The 16,296-nt window shown below is 65.6% G+C and carries 13 protein-coding genes; 9 read left to right on the top strand and 4 right to left on the bottom strand.

From position 1 onward, the window contains the following. Positions 1-3: 3 nt before the first annotated feature. Positions 4-618 (bottom strand): pyridoxamine 5'-phosphate oxidase family protein, encoded by a 615-nt coding sequence (locus tag AC2FM3_RS03530; RefSeq protein ID WP_496679088.1) that lies wholly within the window; start codon positions 616-618, stop codon positions 4-6. 303 nt (positions 619-921) lie between these two features. Between AC2FM3_RS03530 and AC2FM3_RS03525 the strand changes: the two genes are divergently transcribed. From AC2FM3_RS03525 to AC2FM3_RS03515, 3 genes are all read left to right on the top strand, one after another. Continuing rightward, positions 922-1,485, top strand: coding sequence for a TetR/AcrR family transcriptional regulator (locus tag AC2FM3_RS03525; RefSeq protein ID WP_496679087.1), 564 nt, complete (start codon positions 922-924; stop codon positions 1,483-1,485). Positions 1,486-1,534: 49 nt separating this feature from the next. Then, complete coding sequence (locus AC2FM3_RS03520) at positions 1,535-2,326, top strand: TIGR03084 family metal-binding protein (RefSeq protein WP_496679085.1); 792 nt, start codon at positions 1,535-1,537, stop codon at positions 2,324-2,326. 108 nt (positions 2,327-2,434) lie between these two features. Continuing rightward, on the top strand, positions 2,435-3,592 hold the full coding sequence (locus AC2FM3_RS03515) for an acyl-CoA dehydrogenase family protein (protein ID WP_496679083.1): 1,158 nt from the start codon (positions 2,435-2,437) through the stop codon (positions 3,590-3,592). Positions 3,593-3,693: 101 nt separating this feature from the next. Here AC2FM3_RS03515 and AC2FM3_RS03510 read toward each other — a convergent pair whose 3' ends face one another. Further along, entirely contained in the window at positions 3,694-4,578 is an 885-nt protein-coding gene (locus AC2FM3_RS03510) for a LysR substrate-binding domain-containing protein (protein WP_496679226.1), read from the bottom strand. A 98-nt stretch (positions 4,579-4,676) separates the two neighbouring features. Between AC2FM3_RS03510 and AC2FM3_RS03505 the strand changes: the two genes are divergently transcribed. The 4 genes from AC2FM3_RS03505 to AC2FM3_RS03490 are packed head-to-tail and all read left to right on the top strand — an operon-like array spanning position 4,677 to position 10,398. Then, complete coding sequence (locus tag AC2FM3_RS03505) at positions 4,677-5,843, top strand: pyridoxal phosphate-dependent aminotransferase (protein ID WP_496679082.1); 1,167 nt, start codon at positions 4,677-4,679, stop codon at positions 5,841-5,843. A gap of 18 nt (positions 5,844-5,861) precedes the next feature. Then, positions 5,862-8,051 carry a dehydrogenase E1 component subunit alpha/beta gene (locus AC2FM3_RS03500; protein WP_496679080.1) on the top strand — a complete coding sequence of 730 codons (2,190 nt, stop codon included), beginning with the start codon at positions 5,862-5,864 and terminating at the stop codon, positions 8,049-8,051. Continuing rightward, positions 8,048-9,082: an ACP S-malonyltransferase gene (locus AC2FM3_RS03495; RefSeq protein WP_496679079.1), complete on the top strand. Its 1,035-nt coding sequence runs from the start codon at positions 8,048-8,050 to the stop codon at positions 9,080-9,082. The genes AC2FM3_RS03500 and AC2FM3_RS03495 overlap by 4 nt, the downstream gene beginning before the upstream one ends. 41 nt (positions 9,083-9,123) lie before the next feature. Continuing rightward, positions 9,124-10,398 carry an NAD(P)/FAD-dependent oxidoreductase gene (locus tag AC2FM3_RS03490; RefSeq protein ID WP_496679077.1) on the top strand — a complete coding sequence of 425 codons (1,275 nt, stop codon included), beginning with the start codon at positions 9,124-9,126 and terminating at the stop codon, positions 10,396-10,398. 4 nt (positions 10,399-10,402) lie between these two features. Here AC2FM3_RS03490 and AC2FM3_RS03485 read toward each other — a convergent pair whose 3' ends face one another. Then, on the bottom strand, positions 10,403-11,107 hold the full coding sequence (locus AC2FM3_RS03485; RefSeq protein ID WP_496679075.1) for an SDR family oxidoreductase: 705 nt from the start codon (positions 11,105-11,107) through the stop codon (positions 10,403-10,405). Positions 11,108-11,211: 104 nt separating this feature from the next. On the opposite strand from AC2FM3_RS03485, the gene AC2FM3_RS03480 reads away from it, so the two are divergent. Beyond that, positions 11,212-12,063 (top strand): LysR substrate-binding domain-containing protein, encoded by an 852-nt coding sequence (locus tag AC2FM3_RS03480; protein ID WP_496679074.1) that lies wholly within the window; start codon positions 11,212-11,214, stop codon positions 12,061-12,063. On the opposite strand, the gene AC2FM3_RS03475 is transcribed toward AC2FM3_RS03480, so the two are convergent. Next, positions 12,054-12,956, bottom strand: a complete 903-nt coding sequence (locus AC2FM3_RS03475; RefSeq protein ID WP_496679073.1) for a LysR family transcriptional regulator — start codon at positions 12,954-12,956, stop codon at positions 12,054-12,056. The two genes, AC2FM3_RS03480 and AC2FM3_RS03475, sit on opposite strands and share 10 nt — an antisense overlap. Positions 12,957-13,031: 75 nt before the next feature. On the opposite strand from AC2FM3_RS03475, the gene AC2FM3_RS03470 reads away from it, so the two are divergent. Further along, complete coding sequence (locus AC2FM3_RS03470; RefSeq protein WP_496679072.1) at positions 13,032-16,244, top strand: reductive dehalogenase; 3,213 nt, start codon at positions 13,032-13,034, stop codon at positions 16,242-16,244. Positions 16,245-16,296 lie beyond the last annotated feature (52 nt).

The following is a 16,296-nucleotide window of genomic DNA, read 5'->3' as shown; positions in this document are numbered from 1 at the left end:
GGCTCAGGCCTTTCGGGCCAGGGCCTGCTTCAGTTGGTCGTTTTCGGCCTGCAGCTGGGCCAGTTGGCGGCCAAGCTCGTTCAGATGCGGGCGCAGCTCGGCCTCGGTGAAGCGGGGAGTGATGTGGCGCGGGCAGTTCCAGTCCAGCGCCGCGACATGGATGATCGCCGCGCGTTCGGCCTCGGCCCCATCGGGAAACAGATCGCGCGCGGCCTCGGCACCTTCGCAGAAGTCCACACGGCCCAGGATCTTGAGCCTGCGCTGGTTGGCATAATCCATCAGGATCAGCGCGATCCGGTCATTGCCGTCCAGGTTCCCGCGCGAGATATACTGCTTGTTGCCCGAGAAATCGGCATAGCCGATGGTCCGATCGTCCAGCACCTTCAGAAACCCCGCCGGGCCGCCGCGATACTGCACATAGGGCCATCCGGTCTCGGACACGGTGGATTGATAGAATCCGTCGCGCCCCTCGATGAAGGCCTGCTCGGCCGGGCCGATCAGGTGGCTCTGCTGCGGGCCGCCGTCGATGAACCTGGCGTATGAGGCGGCGGACCCCATCCGCTCTTGGTGCGCGCGGACGGCGGGGGTGAAGGTCAGTTCGGAAAAGGCGCGGGGCATGGTGGGGGCTTTCAGGCGAGGGTGGCGGCTAGAAGGGCTACTGTCAGAAGGAAGGGAACATAGCTTGCGGGAAATAGGCTGGCGCGGCGTCGCATCGGTCAAATCCTTTGGGTGTACAGATCAGTAAACTGTGCTGATAAGGTGTACAGTTCGGTTAACTTTTTCAACCATTTTTGCGGAATTTATTTTCCTGCGGTGGCCGGAAGAAAAATTTATTTATTAAAAACAGAGAATTCAGATTGGTGATTTGCAGCCGTTCGGCAGAAGGATTATGTACTGATCTGTACGCGAAGGAGCCGAATCATGCGTCCGAACAAACGGGATGAGCTGGTCCGCAAGGCACTGCAGGTGTTTTATCGCGACGGGTTTCACGCCACCGGAATGGACCGGCTGGTGGTCGAAACCGGCGTGTCCAAGACCTCAATGTACAAGCACTTCCGCACCAAGGAAGAGCTGATCCTGGCAGTGCTGCGCCTACGGGACGAGAATTTCCGCAACTGGTTCGTGCGCCGGATCGAGGAACTGGCCGACACCCCCGCCGATCAACTCCTGGCCGCGTTCGATGCGCTGGGCGAATGGTTCCGCGAAGACAATTTCCGCGGCTGCATGTTCATCAAGGCCGGGGCCGAATATCAGGCCCCCGACCACCCGATCCATGTGCAGGCGGGCGAGCACAAGCGCCTGCTGCTGGAATATTTCACTGACCTGTGTCGCAAGGCCGGCGCGCAGGACCCGGACAAGCTGGCCTGCCAGCTGCTGCTGCTGAAAGAGGGCGCGATCGTCACCGCCGTTCTGCTGCACAGTTGTGATCCGGCGCGCGATGCGAAAGAGGCCGCGCAGGTCCTTTTGCAGAACGCGCTGGCCTGACCGGCCGAAACCCGCTTTAGTGGCCCAATGGGCAGAGAGCGGGAGTGCCATGGATCAAGCTGCGGATTTCTTTGAGGAATGCCAGGTTCTCGACCATGCCCTTGAGCGTCTTGGTGCCAGCGACTGGCGCACCGTGACCCAATTCAAGGGTTGGACGATCGACGATGTGTTGGTGCACCTGCATTTCTGGAACCAGATGGCCGACCTGTCACAGCGCGATCCGGATGCGTTCGATGCAAGGGTGCAGCGGGTGATGCCGCGCATCCAGGCCGAGGGCTTTCGCGCCACGGAAAACGCCGCGATCTCCCAGCGGGGCCATGACCTGCGGCTGGCCTCGCGCGATCTGTACACCCGCATGGCCTATGACTGGGCCCTTCTGGACCCCAAGGCGCGGGTCAAATGGGTGGGGCCGGACATGTCGGTGCGGTCCTCGATGACCGCGCGTCAGATGGAGACCTGGGCGCATGGGCAGGAGGTGTTCGACATCCTTGGCCTGACCCGGCCCGAGACCGACCGGATCCGCAACATCGTCGTGCTGGGGGTGAACACCTTTGGCTGGACCTTCACGGTGCATGGCCGCCCGGTGCCACCGGTGCCTCCCCATCTGCGCCTGACCGCGCCCTCCGGGGAGCTGTGGGAGTTCGGCGCGCCCGGTGCCGACCTGATCGAAGGGCTGGCCGTCGATTTCGCCCGCGTGGTGACCCAGACCCGAAACGTGGCGGACACCGGCCTGTCGGTGCAGGGGCCGGTCGCGCAGGAGTGGATGGCCATTGCCCAGTGTTTCGCCGGCGCCCCGGAAACGCCGCCGCCGCCCGGCGCCCGGCACCGCGTAGGGCATTGACGCCAAAGGACGTTGCGTAGCAGCGCAAACCGACGCGGCGTCACCCGGATTGGCGGAATCGGTGGTAAAAGCTACCCTTTTCGCCAACAGAATTCCGGAGAACCAATCATGTCGCTTTTTACCTCGACCGCTTCCTGGGTCACTGACGAACACCGCATGTTTGCCGAAATGGCCGGGCGGTTCATGGATGATGAACTGGTGCCCAACATCGAGGCCTGGGCCGAGCAGGGCGTCGTCGATCGCGACTTCTGGCGGAAGGCCGGGGAAACTGGGCTGATGGCCGGGGCCATCCCCGAGGAATTCGGCGGTGTCGGTGGCGGTATGGGTTTTGATGCGGTCACGATCTATGAACAGACCTCGCGGGGGGATGCGGGCTGGGGCTATGGCATCCAGTCGATCGTGACCCATTACATCACCGCCTATGGCAGCGAGGATCAAAAGCGCAAATGGCTGCCCAAGCTGGCCTCGGGCGAGATGGTCGGTGCGCTGGCCATGACCGAACCGGGCACCGGCTCGGACGTGCAGGCGATCCGCACCACAGCCGAGAAGGATGGCAATTCCTACCGGATGAACGGGTCCAAGATCTTCATCACCAACGGCCAGGCCGCGGACCTGATCATCGTGGCTGCCAAGACTGACAAGTCGCTGGGCGCCAAGGGCGTGTCGCTGATCGCGGTCGAGACCGAGGGGGCCGAGGGCTTCCGCCGGGGGCGCAACCTCAAGAAACTGGGCATGAAGGCCAATGACACCGCCGAGCTGTTCTTCGAGGACGTGAAGGTGCCGATGACCAACCTTCTGGGCTCCGAGGAGGGGCAGGGTTTCTATCAGCTGATGAAGCAACTGCCGTGGGAACGTTTGACCATCGGTATCATGGCGCTGGGCGCGATCGACTTCGCCATCGCTGAAACGGTCAAATACACCCAAGAGCGCAAGGCGTTCGGCCAGCGCGTGATGGACTTTCAGAACACCCGCTTCAAGTTGGCGGAATGCAAGACCAAGGCCGAGGTGCTGCGCAGCTTTGTCAATGACTGCATCGCCAAGCTGGAGGCCGGCCAACTGGATGCGGCCACCGCCTCGATGGTGAAATACTGGGGGTCAGAGGTGCAAAACGAGATCATGCATGAATGCCTGCAGCTGTTCGGCGGCTATGGCTTCATGATGGAATACCCGATCGCGCGGCTTTATGCGGATGCGCGGGTGCAGATGATCTATGGTGGCACCAACGAGGTGATGAAAGAACTCATCGCCCGCTCGATCGACGTCTGACCGGGCGCTCCCGCCCGTCGTCAACGGCCCTTGCGGGCCGCCTTCTCCGGTTGGGCCCGGCCGCGCCCGAGCGATGCTCGGACGCGGCCGAGGCGGATCGGCTAAGTCAGCTGCTCCTGCAGCCATGCGCGGAACGAGACAAGCGGGGCCGGTTCGGTGTGATTTTGCGGCCAGACAAGATAGTAGTCGCCCAGGCTGACCGGCGGAGCTGCGCAGGCCGGAACCAACCGGCCGGCTTCCAGCTCGGCTGAAATCAGGTAGCTGGGCAGCAGTGCTACGCCCAGCCCATGGATCGTGGCCTGGATCATCGTCGAGAACTGGTCGAACAGCATGCCTCGGACGCCCTCGACAGGGGTGCCTTGCGCGGCGAACCAGCGTTCCCACGCATCGGGCCGGGTATCCAGATGCAGCAGTGGTGCGTCGACCAGCCATTCAACCTTCGGGGTTTTTGCTGGCAGCAGGGCTGGCGCGCAGACCGGCAGAACCGCTTCGCGCATGATCGGCAGATAGTTCACCCCGGTCCAGTCGCGCTGGCCGAAATGGATGGCCGCGTCGAAGGGTTCGGTGCCGAAGTCGAATGGCTTTAGCCGCGTGCTGAGGTTCATCGTCACTTCGGGGTGGCGCTGCGCGAAATCCTGAAGCCGTGGCGCTAGCCAGTGCATACCGAAGGCGGGCAGGATCGACAGTTGCAAAGAACCGCCGGAAGGGTTGGCCTTCAGCTTCAGTGAGGCCTGCGCCAGTTGCTGCAGCGCTGTTCTGGCGGTTTCCACGTATTCCTTGCCAGCGGGCGTGAGTTGCAGGCGCATTTGGTCGCGCTGGATCAGCGCGACGCCCAGCTGTTCTTCGACGGCCTTCAACTGCCGACTGACCGCGCTTTGGGTCAGCGAGAGTTCATCGGCAGCTGCTGAGGCGCTGCCCAAGCGGTCGACGGCTTCGAGTGCCAACAGGGAAGAAATAGACGGCAGAAATCGACGCGGCGCCAGCATATGACTTTTCCTCATGGCTTGTGGAGGGAATATCACTGGTGGATCCTCAAATCCAATAGCAAAAAGGCGCAACCTTAGAAAAGTGCAGCGGGAATACCATGACTATTCAGAACAGTTTGAGCGGATTTCGCCGGGCGGGGCGGCTCGACGGGATCGAATTGTCCGAGATTGTTCAAATCTCGGAACGGGCCGCGCAGTTGCGGGCGCAGGGCGTGGACGTGATCGCGCTCAGCACCGGTGAGCCCGACTTTCCCACCCCGCCGCATGTGGTCGAGGCCGCGCACAGGGCCGCGCTGGATGGCCAGACCCGATATCCCGCCACCGCCGGAACGCCGGCTCTGCGTGCCGCCATCGCGGAACAGGCCGGGGTCGAACCGGCGCAGGTCATCGTCTCGACCGGGGCCAAGCAGGTTCTGGCGGGCGCGTTCCTGGCGACACTCGATCCGGGCGATGAAGTCATCACCACCGCGCCTTTCTGGACCAGCTATGCCGACATGGTGAAACTGGCGGGCGGCACTCCGGTGGTGCTGGACTGCCCGCGTGAACAGGGTTTCAAGCTGACCCCCGAACAGCTCGAGGCCGCGATCAGCCCGCGCACCCGCTGGCTGCTGCTGAACACTCCGTCGAACCCGACCGGGGCGGTTTACACCGAATCCGAACTTCAGGCGCTGGGCGACGTGCTGGAGCAGCACCCGCAGGTCTGGGTGATCTCGGATGAGATCTATCAGCACCTTGCCTACGTTCCCTTCATGCCTTTCGTTCAGGCGGTTCCGGCGCTGGCAGACCGCACACTGACGGTAAACGGTGTGTCCAAGGCCTATTCGATGACCGGCTGGCGCATCGGTTGGGGCATCGGCCCCGCGCCGCTTATCAAGGCGATGGCGGCGGTGCAGGGGCAGATCACCTCGGGCGCCTGTTCCATCGCGCAGGCGGCAGCTCTGGCCGCGCTGACCGGCCCGCAGGACCTGCTGGCCGAACGCCGCGAGGCCATGCGCACGCGTCGCGATCTGGTTGTGGCGGGCCTGAACGCCGCCGGATTGGACTGCCCGGTGCCCGACGGCGCCTTCTACGTCTTTCCGCAGACGCCCGCTGCGATGCCCTCGGACCCCGAGTTCTGCCGTCACCTGCTGGATCACGCGGGCGTCGCGGTGGTACCGGGGCGGGCCTTTGGCATGCCGGGGCATTTTCGGCTTTCCTTTGCCTATGACACCGATAGCCTGACCCAAGGCCTGCGCCGGATCTCGGACGCCACGGCCAAACTCTGACCTGACCGGGGGAATCAGATGGATCGCGCCCAGATCGTTCACGAAAACTTCCTGACCCGCGTCGCCAATCGCGACCTGCCCGCGGGTGCGCCGCCGCGCCCGGGTCTCAGCGCGCCCGAGGCTGTGTCGCTGTTCCGCGCTCAAGTGCTCAGCCGCGCGCTGGACCGCACCAGCCGGGCGATGCAGAAGGCGGGGCAGGGGTTCTACACCATCGGATCCTCAGGGCACGAGGGCATGGCCGCCGTGGCCCGTGCCCTGCGCCCGACCGATATCGCCTTTCTGCACTATCGCGACGCCGCCTTTCAGATCGCCCGGGCCGAGCAGGTGCCCGGCCAGCAGATCGCCTGGGACATGCTGTTGAGTTTCGCGTGTTCCAGAGAGGACCCGACCTCGGGCGGGCGGCACAAAGTGCTGGGCTCCAAGGCGCTGATGATCCCGCCGCAGACCTCGACCATCGCCAGCCACCTGCCCAAGGCGGTGGGCGCGGCCTATAGCTTGGGCGCGGCGCGGCGTCACGACCCCGAACACCGGCAACTGCCCGAGGACGGCATCGCCATGTGTTCCTTCGGGGATGCGTCCTCGAACCATTCCACTGCACAGGGGGCGATCAACACCGCCGGTTGGACCAGTGTCCAGTCGATCCCGCTGCCGCTGCTCTTTGTCTGCGAGGACAACGGCATCGGCATCTCGGTCAAGACGCCCAAGGGCTGGATTCAGGCCTCGATGGAGCATCGACCGGGCATCAAGTATTTTCAGGCCAACGGGCTGGACATCTATGAAACCTTCGCGGTGGCGCAGCAGGCGGCCGACTATGTCCGCACCCGGCGCAAACCGGCCTTCCTGCACCTGAAAACCGTGCGGCTTTACGGCCATGCGGGGGCGGATGTGCCCACCACCTATCTCAGCCGTGCCGAGGTCGAGGCCGACGAGGCCAATGATCCGCTGCTGCATTCGGTGCGCCTGTTGGATCAGGCCGGGGCGCTGTCGCCCGAACAGGCGCTGAAGATCTATGAGCAGACCTGCGCCCGCACCGATCGCATCGCGGCCGAGGCCGCCACCCGCCCGCATCTGGCTACCGCCGCCGAGGTCGCGGCCAGCCTGATCCCACCCAAGCGCCTCTGCAAGCCCACCAACGGCCCCAGCGCCGAGGCCCGCGGCGCCACCTTCGGCAGCGACCTGCGCGCGATGGACGACCCGCAGCCGATGGCGCGCCTGATCAACTGGTCGCTGACCGACCTGATGCTGGAACATGGCGAGATCGTCTGCATGGGCGAGGACGTGGGACGCAAGGGCGGCGTCTATGGCGTGACGCAGAAGCTGCAGCAGCGCTTTGGCCCCGACCGAGTGATCGACACGCTGCTGGATGAACAGTCCATCCTCGGCCTCGCCATCGGCATGGCCCACAACGGTTTCGTCCCGATCCCCGAGATCCAGTTCTTGGCCTATCTGCACAATGCCGAGGACCAGATCCGGGGCGAGGCCGCCACGCTACCCTTCTTCTCGAAGGGGCAGTTCACCAACCCGATGGTCGTGCGGATCGCCGGGCTGGGATACCAGAAGGGCTTTGGCGGGCATTTCCACAACGACAACTCGCTGGCCGTGCTGCGCGACATTCCGGGCGTCATCATTGCCTGCCCCTCGACCGGGGAAGATGCGGCGCGGATGCTGCGCGAATGCGTGCGGCTTGCGCGTGAGGAGCAGCGCGTGGTGGTGTTCCTGGAACCCATCGCGCTCTACCCGATGCGCGACCTGCACGAGGGGCAGGACGGCGCGTGGATGACCCGCTACCCCGCGCCAGGTGAACGCATCGCGCTGGGCGAGGTGGGCGTGCATGGCGACGGCACCGATCTGGCCATCGTCACCTACGGCAACGGCCATTACCTGGCGAAACAGGCGCTGCCCGAGCTGGAGGGTGCCGGGCTGAACACCCGCATCATCGACATGCGCTGGCTGGCGCCGCTTCCGGAACAGGCGCTGCTGGAGGCCACCAGGGGCTGCAGGCACGTCCTGATCGTCGATGAATGCCGCCGCACCGGCAGCCAGTCCGAGGCGCTGATGGCGCTGTTTGTCGAACAGACCGACCTCCCCACCGCCCGCGTGGTGGCCGAGGATTGCTTCATCGCCACCGGCCCCGCCTATGCCGCGCCGCTGCCCTCGCGCGAGGGGATCGTGGCCGCCGCCCTGACCCTGACCGGAGCCCAGAAATGACCCGTACCGCCGTCGTGATCTGCCCCGGCCGGGGCACCTACAACAAGCCCGAGCTGGGCTATCTGCACCGCCACCACGCGGGCCGGATGGAGCTGTTCCGCGAATTCGACGCGATCCGCGCCGAAACGGGCCAAGAGGCGGTGACCGCACTGGACGGCGCGTCGCGCTTCTCGGTCAGCAAATATTCGCGCGGCGACGTGGCCTCGCCCCTGATCTACGCCGCATCGCTGGCCGACGCGCAGGCGCTGGCCGAGGATATCGAGGTGGTGGCCGTCACAGGCAACTCGATGGGCTGGTATATCGCGCTGGCCGCCGCTGGCGCGCTGTCGCCCGAAAACGGCTTCCGGGTGGTCAACACCATGGGAACGCTGATGCAGACTCACCTGATCGGCGGGCAGCTGGTCTATCCCTTCACCGGCGACGACTGGCGCGACGACCCGGCCCGCAAGGCCGAGCTTTTGGCCGAGGTGGCGCGCATCGACTCTCTGCCGGAACATGACCTCGCCCTGTCGATCGACCTGGGTGGGATGCTGGTGCTGGCGGGCAACGAGGCCGGGCTCAAGGCCTTTGGGGCCGCGCAGCCCGTGGTGCAGGAGCGGTTCCCGATGCGGCTGGCCAACCACGCGGCCTTTCACACGCGCCTGCAGGCCCCGGTGGCGCAGGAGGGTCGCCGCCAGTTGCCCGCCACGCTGTTCACCCAACCCGATTTGCCAATGATCGACGGGCGCGGCAAGATCTGGTGGCCCGGCGCCACCGATACGGGCGAACTGTGGGATTACACGCTGGGCCATCAGGTGACCGAGCCTTACTACTTCACCCGTGCGGTGCAGACGGCGGCCCGCGAATTCGCGCCCGACCTGTTCATCGTCACCGGCCCCGGCGCCACGCTGGGCGGCGCGGTGGCGCAGTCGCTGGTGCTGGCCAACTGGCGCGGCACGTCCGACAAGCAGAGCTTTCAGGCCCTGCAAGCGCAAGACCCGTTCCTGATCGCGCTGGGGCGCGAGGATCAAAGACCTCTTGCCATCGGCTGAGCCCTCGGGAAATCTGCGTGCGCATTCAAGGACATCCCGCCATGACCACCGACCCGGAAACCAGCCTGTGGACCAAGACCAGCCGCGAGCGGGTGGACGCCCCGCCCCTGACCGGGTCTGCCACGGTGGACCTCGCCGTGATCGGCGGCGGCTATACGGGCTGCTCGGCGGCGCTGCAGGCGGCGCAGGCGGGGGCGTCGGTCTGCCTGCTCGAGGCACACCGGATCGGCTATGGCGGGTCGGGCCGCAATGTCGGGCTTGCCAATGCCGGACTGTGGCTGCCCCCGGCCGAGATCCGGGGCCATCTGGGCCGCGCGGCGGGCGACCGGCTGATCGCCCTGCTGGCGCAGGCCCCAGCCGAAGTGTTCCGCCTGATCCGTGATCACGCCATCGATTGCGAGCCGGTGCAGGCCGGAACCCTTCACCTGGCCCACTCGCCCAAAGGCCTGCGCGACCTGCAGGCCCGCCACCAACAACTGTCGGCCGATGGTGCGCCGGTCGAGCTGCTGTCCGCGCAGGAGACCGCCCGCCGCACTGGCAGCGAGGCGTTTCACGGCGCCATTTTCGACCCGCGCGCCGGGACGATCCAGCCTCTGGCCTATGTGCAGGGCCTCGCCCGCGCAGCGCAGCAGGCCGGGGCGGCGATCCACGCCAACAGCCCGGTGCTGGCCCTACGCCACGATGGTGATACTTGGCATCTGGACACCCCGCAGGGTTCGGTGCGGGCCAAGGCGCTGATCCAGGCCACCAACGCCTATCACGCGGGGCTGTCCGACACCCGGCAGGCTTATGTGCCGGTCTATTACTTTCAATACGCCACCGACCCGCTGCCCGAGGATATCCGCGCCACTCTGCTGCCGGGGGGCGAGGGGTGCTGGGATACCGGGCTAATCATGACCTCGTTCCGCATGGATCGGGCCGGGCGGCTGGTGATCGGGGCGATGGGCGATCTGGGCCATGCGGGCAGCTTTGCTCATCGCGGTTGGATCACGCGGAAAATGGCGCAGATATACCCCGCGCTGGCCGACCAACCGCTGAAAGACGGCTGGCACGGGCGTATCGCCATGACCTCGGACCATATCCCGAAGCTGGTGCAGATCGGGCCGAACGCGCTGTCGGCGCATGGCTATTCCGGGCGCGGCATCGGGCCGGGCACGGTGTTCGGCCGCATGATGGCCGACAGCCTGCTGTCGGGCGACCCCGCCCGCCTGCCGCTGCCGCCGGTGCCTGCGCACAGCGAAAGCTGGACAGGCCTACGCCGCGCCTTTTTTGAAACCGGCGCGACGCTGACGCATCTGGTTAAGGCGCGGTTCTGACCGATCAGACCGAGCGGGTGATCCCGCCATCCACCCGGATGTTCTGCCCGGTGATATAGCCGCCGCCTTCGGAGGCCAGGAACGCGATGACCGAGGCGATCTCGTCATAGCTGCGCCCATAGCGACCCATGGGGATCTTGGCCTTGAACTCCTCCTTTTCCGGCAGGCTGTCGATGAAGCCGGGCAGGACGTTGTTCATGCGGATGTTCTCGGCGGCGTACCTGTCGGCGAAAAGCTTGGTGAACGCCGCCAACCCGGCCCGGAACACGCCCGAGGTCGGAAAGACCGGGTCGGGCTCGAAGGCCGCGAAGGTCGAGATGTTGATGATCGACCCACCGTCCTGCGCCTGCATGATCGGGGTCACCAGCCGGGTGGGGCGCACGGCATTCAGGAAATAGACCTCCATGCCGCGATGCCAGTCCTCGTCGGTCAGCTCCAGAACCGGCGCGCGGGGACCGTGCCCGGCCGAGTTCACCAGAACGTCGATCCGCCCCCAATGGGCCATCGCCGCATCCACCAGCCGCTGCAGGTCGTCATTCGACTGGTTCGAGCCGGTCACGCCCACGCCGCCTAGCTGAGCCGCCAACGCCTCGCCCTTGCCGGACGAGGACAGGATGCCCACCTTGAACCCGTCCGCCGCCAGCCGCCGCGCCGCATCCGCGCCCATTCCGCTGCCGCCGGCGGTGATCAGAGCCACTTTGTCCGTCATCTTCGTACTCCGTTTCCATCTGTCGCCAAGATGAAGCGTGGCCGACCGTTTGACCAATCAGTTCTTCTGCCCTATGGCTGTAGAAAATCTATTGTGTGGACGCTATGGCTGCCCTTCCCCCGCTGAACGCGCTGCGCGCCTTCGAGGCGTCGGCCCGCCACCTGAACTTCAGGCTGGCGGCGCAGGAACTGGGTGTCACCCAAGGGGCAGTGGCACAGCAGGTCCGGGGCCTCGAGGCGCGGCTGGGCACTCCGTTGTTCGACCGCCTGCCGCGCGGCCTGCGCCTGACCGAGGCCGGACGGCGGTTCCACGCGCCCCTGCGCCGCGCTTTCCGTCTGATCGAAGAGGCGGTCGATGATCTGTCCGGCCAGCGCCAGATCACCCTGTCGGTCACGCCCAGCTTTGCCTCGAAATGGCTGGTGCCGCGGCTGGGTGATTTCACCGCGCGGCATCCGGATGTCTTAGTGCAGGTCGATGCGCGCGAGCGGCTGGCTGATTTTCAGACGGACGGGGTGGATATCGCGGTCCGGCAGGGCCGCGCACCGTTTGGCGATGGCCTGGTGGCCGAGCCGCTGTTCTCTACCGAATTCGTCGTGGTCGGCAGCCCCGACCTGGCCGCGCAGGTGACATCGGCGCAAGACCTGCTGGCGCATGTACTGTTGAGCGATTCTCATGGCCTTTGGCCGCTGTTTCTGGATCGCGCCGGTGTGCAGGGGCGCCCGAGGATGATGAATTTCAATCAGACCAGTCTGGCCATTGACGCCGCCGTGGCCGGGCAGGGCTTTGCGCTGGCCAATGCGCTACTGGTCGCCGCCGAGCTGACGACGGGGCGGTTGGTGCAACCGCTGGCGCAGGTGCTGCTGGACGGTCTGGGGTTCCATATCGTCACCCCGCGCAAGCCTCGGCAGCCGGATCTTGTGGCGCTGATGCGCGACTGGCTGCGGGCTCAGGCCTGAAGCGTGGCGGCAATCGCCGCGATCCGCCCCCGCAGCCAGCGATGGGCGGGATCGTTGGCGAACCGCTGATGCCAGACCATGTAGATCGACACCGGCTGACAATCGAAGGGCAGGGGCGCACAGTCCAGTGCCGCCAAAGGCCCTTGTTTCATCAGCGCTGTGTCGGTCGAGATCAGATCGGTGCCCTTCACGAAGGCCGAGATCGCGTTGAAATGCGGTAGAGTCACGGTGGGCGGGCGGATCTGGCTCTGGTCCACGCCGCGCATCACAGCCCGCGCGTTGCGCCCATCGGGAAACCGCACCTCGACATGGTCCGAAGCGCAATAATCGGCCCAGTCGGCGGGCGGGTCGCGCCGTTCGGCGTCGTAGAACACCATCAAACGGCTGCTCACCAGCAGTTTCTGAAAGATGTCGGGACCGTCCGGCGGCAGTGGGGTTAGCATCAGCTGGCACCGGTCGCTGCGCAGCAGTTCCGGGTCAGGCACACCCGAGGGCATGAACCCCAGCCGCAGCCGCACCCCATCAACCCGCGCCCCGCGCAGCAACTGCGGAAAGATCAGCTCGCGCGGCATGTCGTTGGTGGCGATCTGGACGGTGATCTCTTCGGACAGAGGGTCAAAGGGCCGCTCGTCGGTCAGGGCGCGCATCCCGTCCAGCACCTGCTGTACCGGGTCTTTCAGCGCCAGAGCCCGCTCGGTCGCGCGCAGCCCCTGGCCCGACCGTATGAACAGCGGGTCACCCAGCACTTGCCGCAGCTTGGCCAGCGTGTGGCTGATGGCCGATTGCGTGACGCCCAGCCGGTCAGCGGCCTTCGAGACCGAGTTTTCCTCGAGGATCGTCAGGAAGGTGCGCAGGACCTTGCCGTCTAGGTCCATGAAATCGATTTTCTTCATACCGTTTATTATCTGTCATGAATGGTATTGCTGTTCATGCCGCGCTAGGGGAAGCTTGGCAACAGGAGGCACGCGATGGGGATCCGCTTTTTCTCGGACAAAAACCGACCCGTTCACATGGGTCCTTATCCGCTCGAGCGGCTGCGGCGACAGGATACGCTGCCCGATCTGTCGGCGCTGGCCCCGATGTCGGTGCTGAGTTTTGACCGCCCCGAGCAGCCCCACAGCATCGTCAACGCGATGGGCGAGTTTCAAGCGATGCTGGACACCATCCGAGATGGCTTCGTCAATCCGGCCCGAGCCGAGATGCCCCATGACCCGGTCGAGCGCGCCAACCACCTGAAGGCATTCGGTTATTTCAACGATGCCTCGATGATGGGCTGCGGGCCTCTGCCGCCGCAGGCGCTGCTGGATCGGCCCCGGCGCAATCCCGATATCGACCGGCTGGCCCATGCGCTGCAGACCCGGCAGACGAAGACCCTGGCCTCGGGGATCGACGTGATCATGGCCGACCTGCGCGACAGCGTGGCAGCCCAGCCCGGGCCAATCACCGCCCATCGCCATGCGATCGTGTTCCTGTACGAACATCACCGCGACCCGGACCCGGCCGAGCCCGGTGCCGAATGGATCTTGGATGCGCAGGACCACCGCGCCTGCCTGCTGGCCACCGAAAACGCGGTGGTGATCGCCAATTACATCCGTCTGTTGGGGTATGACGCGCGGGCGCATTCGGTGATGTCCTCGGACGTGGACCTGCCGCGCCTTGCCGCCGCAGCCGGGTTGGTCTGGGCCGAGGGTGGCACCGCCGTGGCCCCTTGGCTGGGGCATCGGTTTGGCTTGGCCGCTGTGACCACCGAGATGGAAATCGCCCATGATCGCCCGCTGGCCCCGCGCGACCGGCAGCCGTGGTTCAGAACCCAAGGCCCCGCGTGGTGGCTGGGCGCTGGCTTTGCCAAAAACGCGCTGAACCGCGACCCTTTCGCCCGCCGCCGCTATGCCGATGGCGCGCACCCGTTCGAAACGCTCAAACGCGTGGACAGCCCGACCACCTATATCGACGAGGCAAACGTGGCCCGCGTGCCCAAACGCGCCGACATGTTCGCGCGGGCGCAGTTCGGCGATATGGGCAAACCGCTGCAGGATGCGGCCAAAGGCGGGCATTACGTCCGAAAATCCGCGCCCAGCTTCGCGCAAAGGCGTGCGCTGGGGGCGTTCGTCCTGCTGCAGGACGGCGACAGCGCCGATGGCCCCAAACCCAATGACGCAGATCGCAACGCCGCCAACCTGAAGGCGGCCAGCTATTTCCTTGGCGTCGATGCCGTGGGCCTCAGCCGGTGCCCCGATTGGGCGTGGTATTCCCACGACGCCACCGGCGAGGAAATCGTGCCGCCCCACGATCAGGCCGTCAGCATGATCATCGATCAGGGCTATGAGACGATGGAGGGCGCCTCGGGCGATGACTGGATCAGCGTCGCCCAGTCGATGCGCGCCTATCTGCGGTTCTCGCTTCTGGGCGGTGTGATCGCCCAGCAGATCCGCAACCTGGGCTACAAGGCCAAGGCGCATACGGTGATGGATGGCGAGGTGCTGCAACCGCCGCTGTTGCTGCTGTCGGGGCTGGGCGAGGTCAGCCGCATCGGCGAGGTGATCCTGAACCCCTATCTGGGCCCGCGCCTCAAGTCGGGCGTCGTGACGACCGACATGCCGATGGCGCATGACAAGCCCATCGACTTCGGCCTGCAGCGATTCTGCGAGAGCTGCAACAAATGCGCTCGCGAATGCCCCTCGGGGGCGATCACCGCTGGGCCCAAGCTGATGTTCAACGGCTACGAGATCTGGAAATCCGACAGCCAGAAATGCGCCACCTACCGGATCACCACGCCCGGCGGTGCGATGTGCGGGCGCTGCATGAAGACCTGCCCCTGGAATCTGGAAGGGCTGTTCGCAGAACGCCCCTTCCGCTGGGCCGCGATGAACATCCCCGCCGCTGCGCCCGCGCTGGCACGGTTGGATGATGCGCTGGGCAATGGCGGGCTGAACGACACCAAGAAGTGGTGGTGGGATCTGGAGCTTCAGTCCGACGGCGCTTATCGCCCCACGAAACACCCGTTGAACCGGCGCGGCCTGCAAAAGGATCTGGACCTGAAATACGAGGACCAGACCCTGGCCGTCTATCCCGCCCCGCTTGCGCCGCATCCCTGGCCCTACCCCTTTGCGATGGATCGCGAGGCCGGGATCGCCGCCTATCAGGCCATGGTCACGGCCGAGGAATACAAGGCCCGGCTGGCCGCCGGGGACATCTCGGTGGTGCATCGCTACACGATTGCCGGAGATGCTCCGGTCATGCGGGTCGAGGTGACGAAGGTCGAGAAGATGACGCCGTATGTCAGCAAATACGAGTTCTCGGCCCCGGATGGCGCGCCTCTGCCGGAATGGACGGCGGGCGCGCATCTGGACGTGCTGGTGGCCCCCGAGTTCCTGCGCCAGTATTCTATGTCGGGCGACCCCGCGGACCGGTCGAAATACCAGATCGGCGTGCTGCGCGAGAATGAAGGCCGCGGCGGATCGGCCCTGCTGCACCGGATCTTCACGCCGGGCCGCAAGGTGTTCGTGTCAAAACCGATCAACCATTTCGAACTGGACGAAACCGCCACCCGCACCCTGCTGATGGGCGGCGGCATCGGGATTACCCCAATGATCGCCTTCGCCCATCGCCTGCACGCGCTGGGGCGCGATTTCGATCTGCACTATTCCGTCCCCTCACGGGAAAAGGCCGGGTATCTGGCCGATCTGGCTGCCGCGCCCTGGGCGGACCACGTGCATCTGCATGTCTCGGACGAAGGCACCCGCGCCGATCTGGACTCGATCCTGGCGGGCTATCGCGACGGCTGGCATGTCTATACCTGCGGTCCCGACCGGTACATGGAGGCGGTGATGCAGGCTGCCGAACGTCAGGGCTGGCCCGAGGTGGCCCGGCATCTGGAGTATTTCTCGGTGCCCGAGCAGCCCGACTATGAAAACCACCCGTTCACCCTGCGGTTGGCACGGTCAGGGCGTGACCTTGAGGTGCCCGTCGACAAGGACGCGGCGCAGGTGCTGAACGAGGCCGGCATCCATGTCGACGTGAAATGCGCCGATGGCATCTGCGGCGTGTGCAAATGCGGGCTGATCGGGGGCGAGATCGAGCATCGCGATTTCGTCCTGTCGAACAAGCAGCGGGAATCGGCGCTGATTCTGTGCCAGAGCCGCGCGGCCGAGCCGGGCGGGGTGGTCGAGATCGACCTCTGACCCCGGTCGGAAAGCGACATTTGCAGGCAAAAAAATAGGTCGCGCGGGCCAT

The organism is Ruegeria sp. BHSB172, assembly GCF_059613165.1.
The sequence above is the reverse complement of the archived record's forward strand: the minus strand, read 5'-3'. Positions and strand labels throughout refer to the sequence as shown.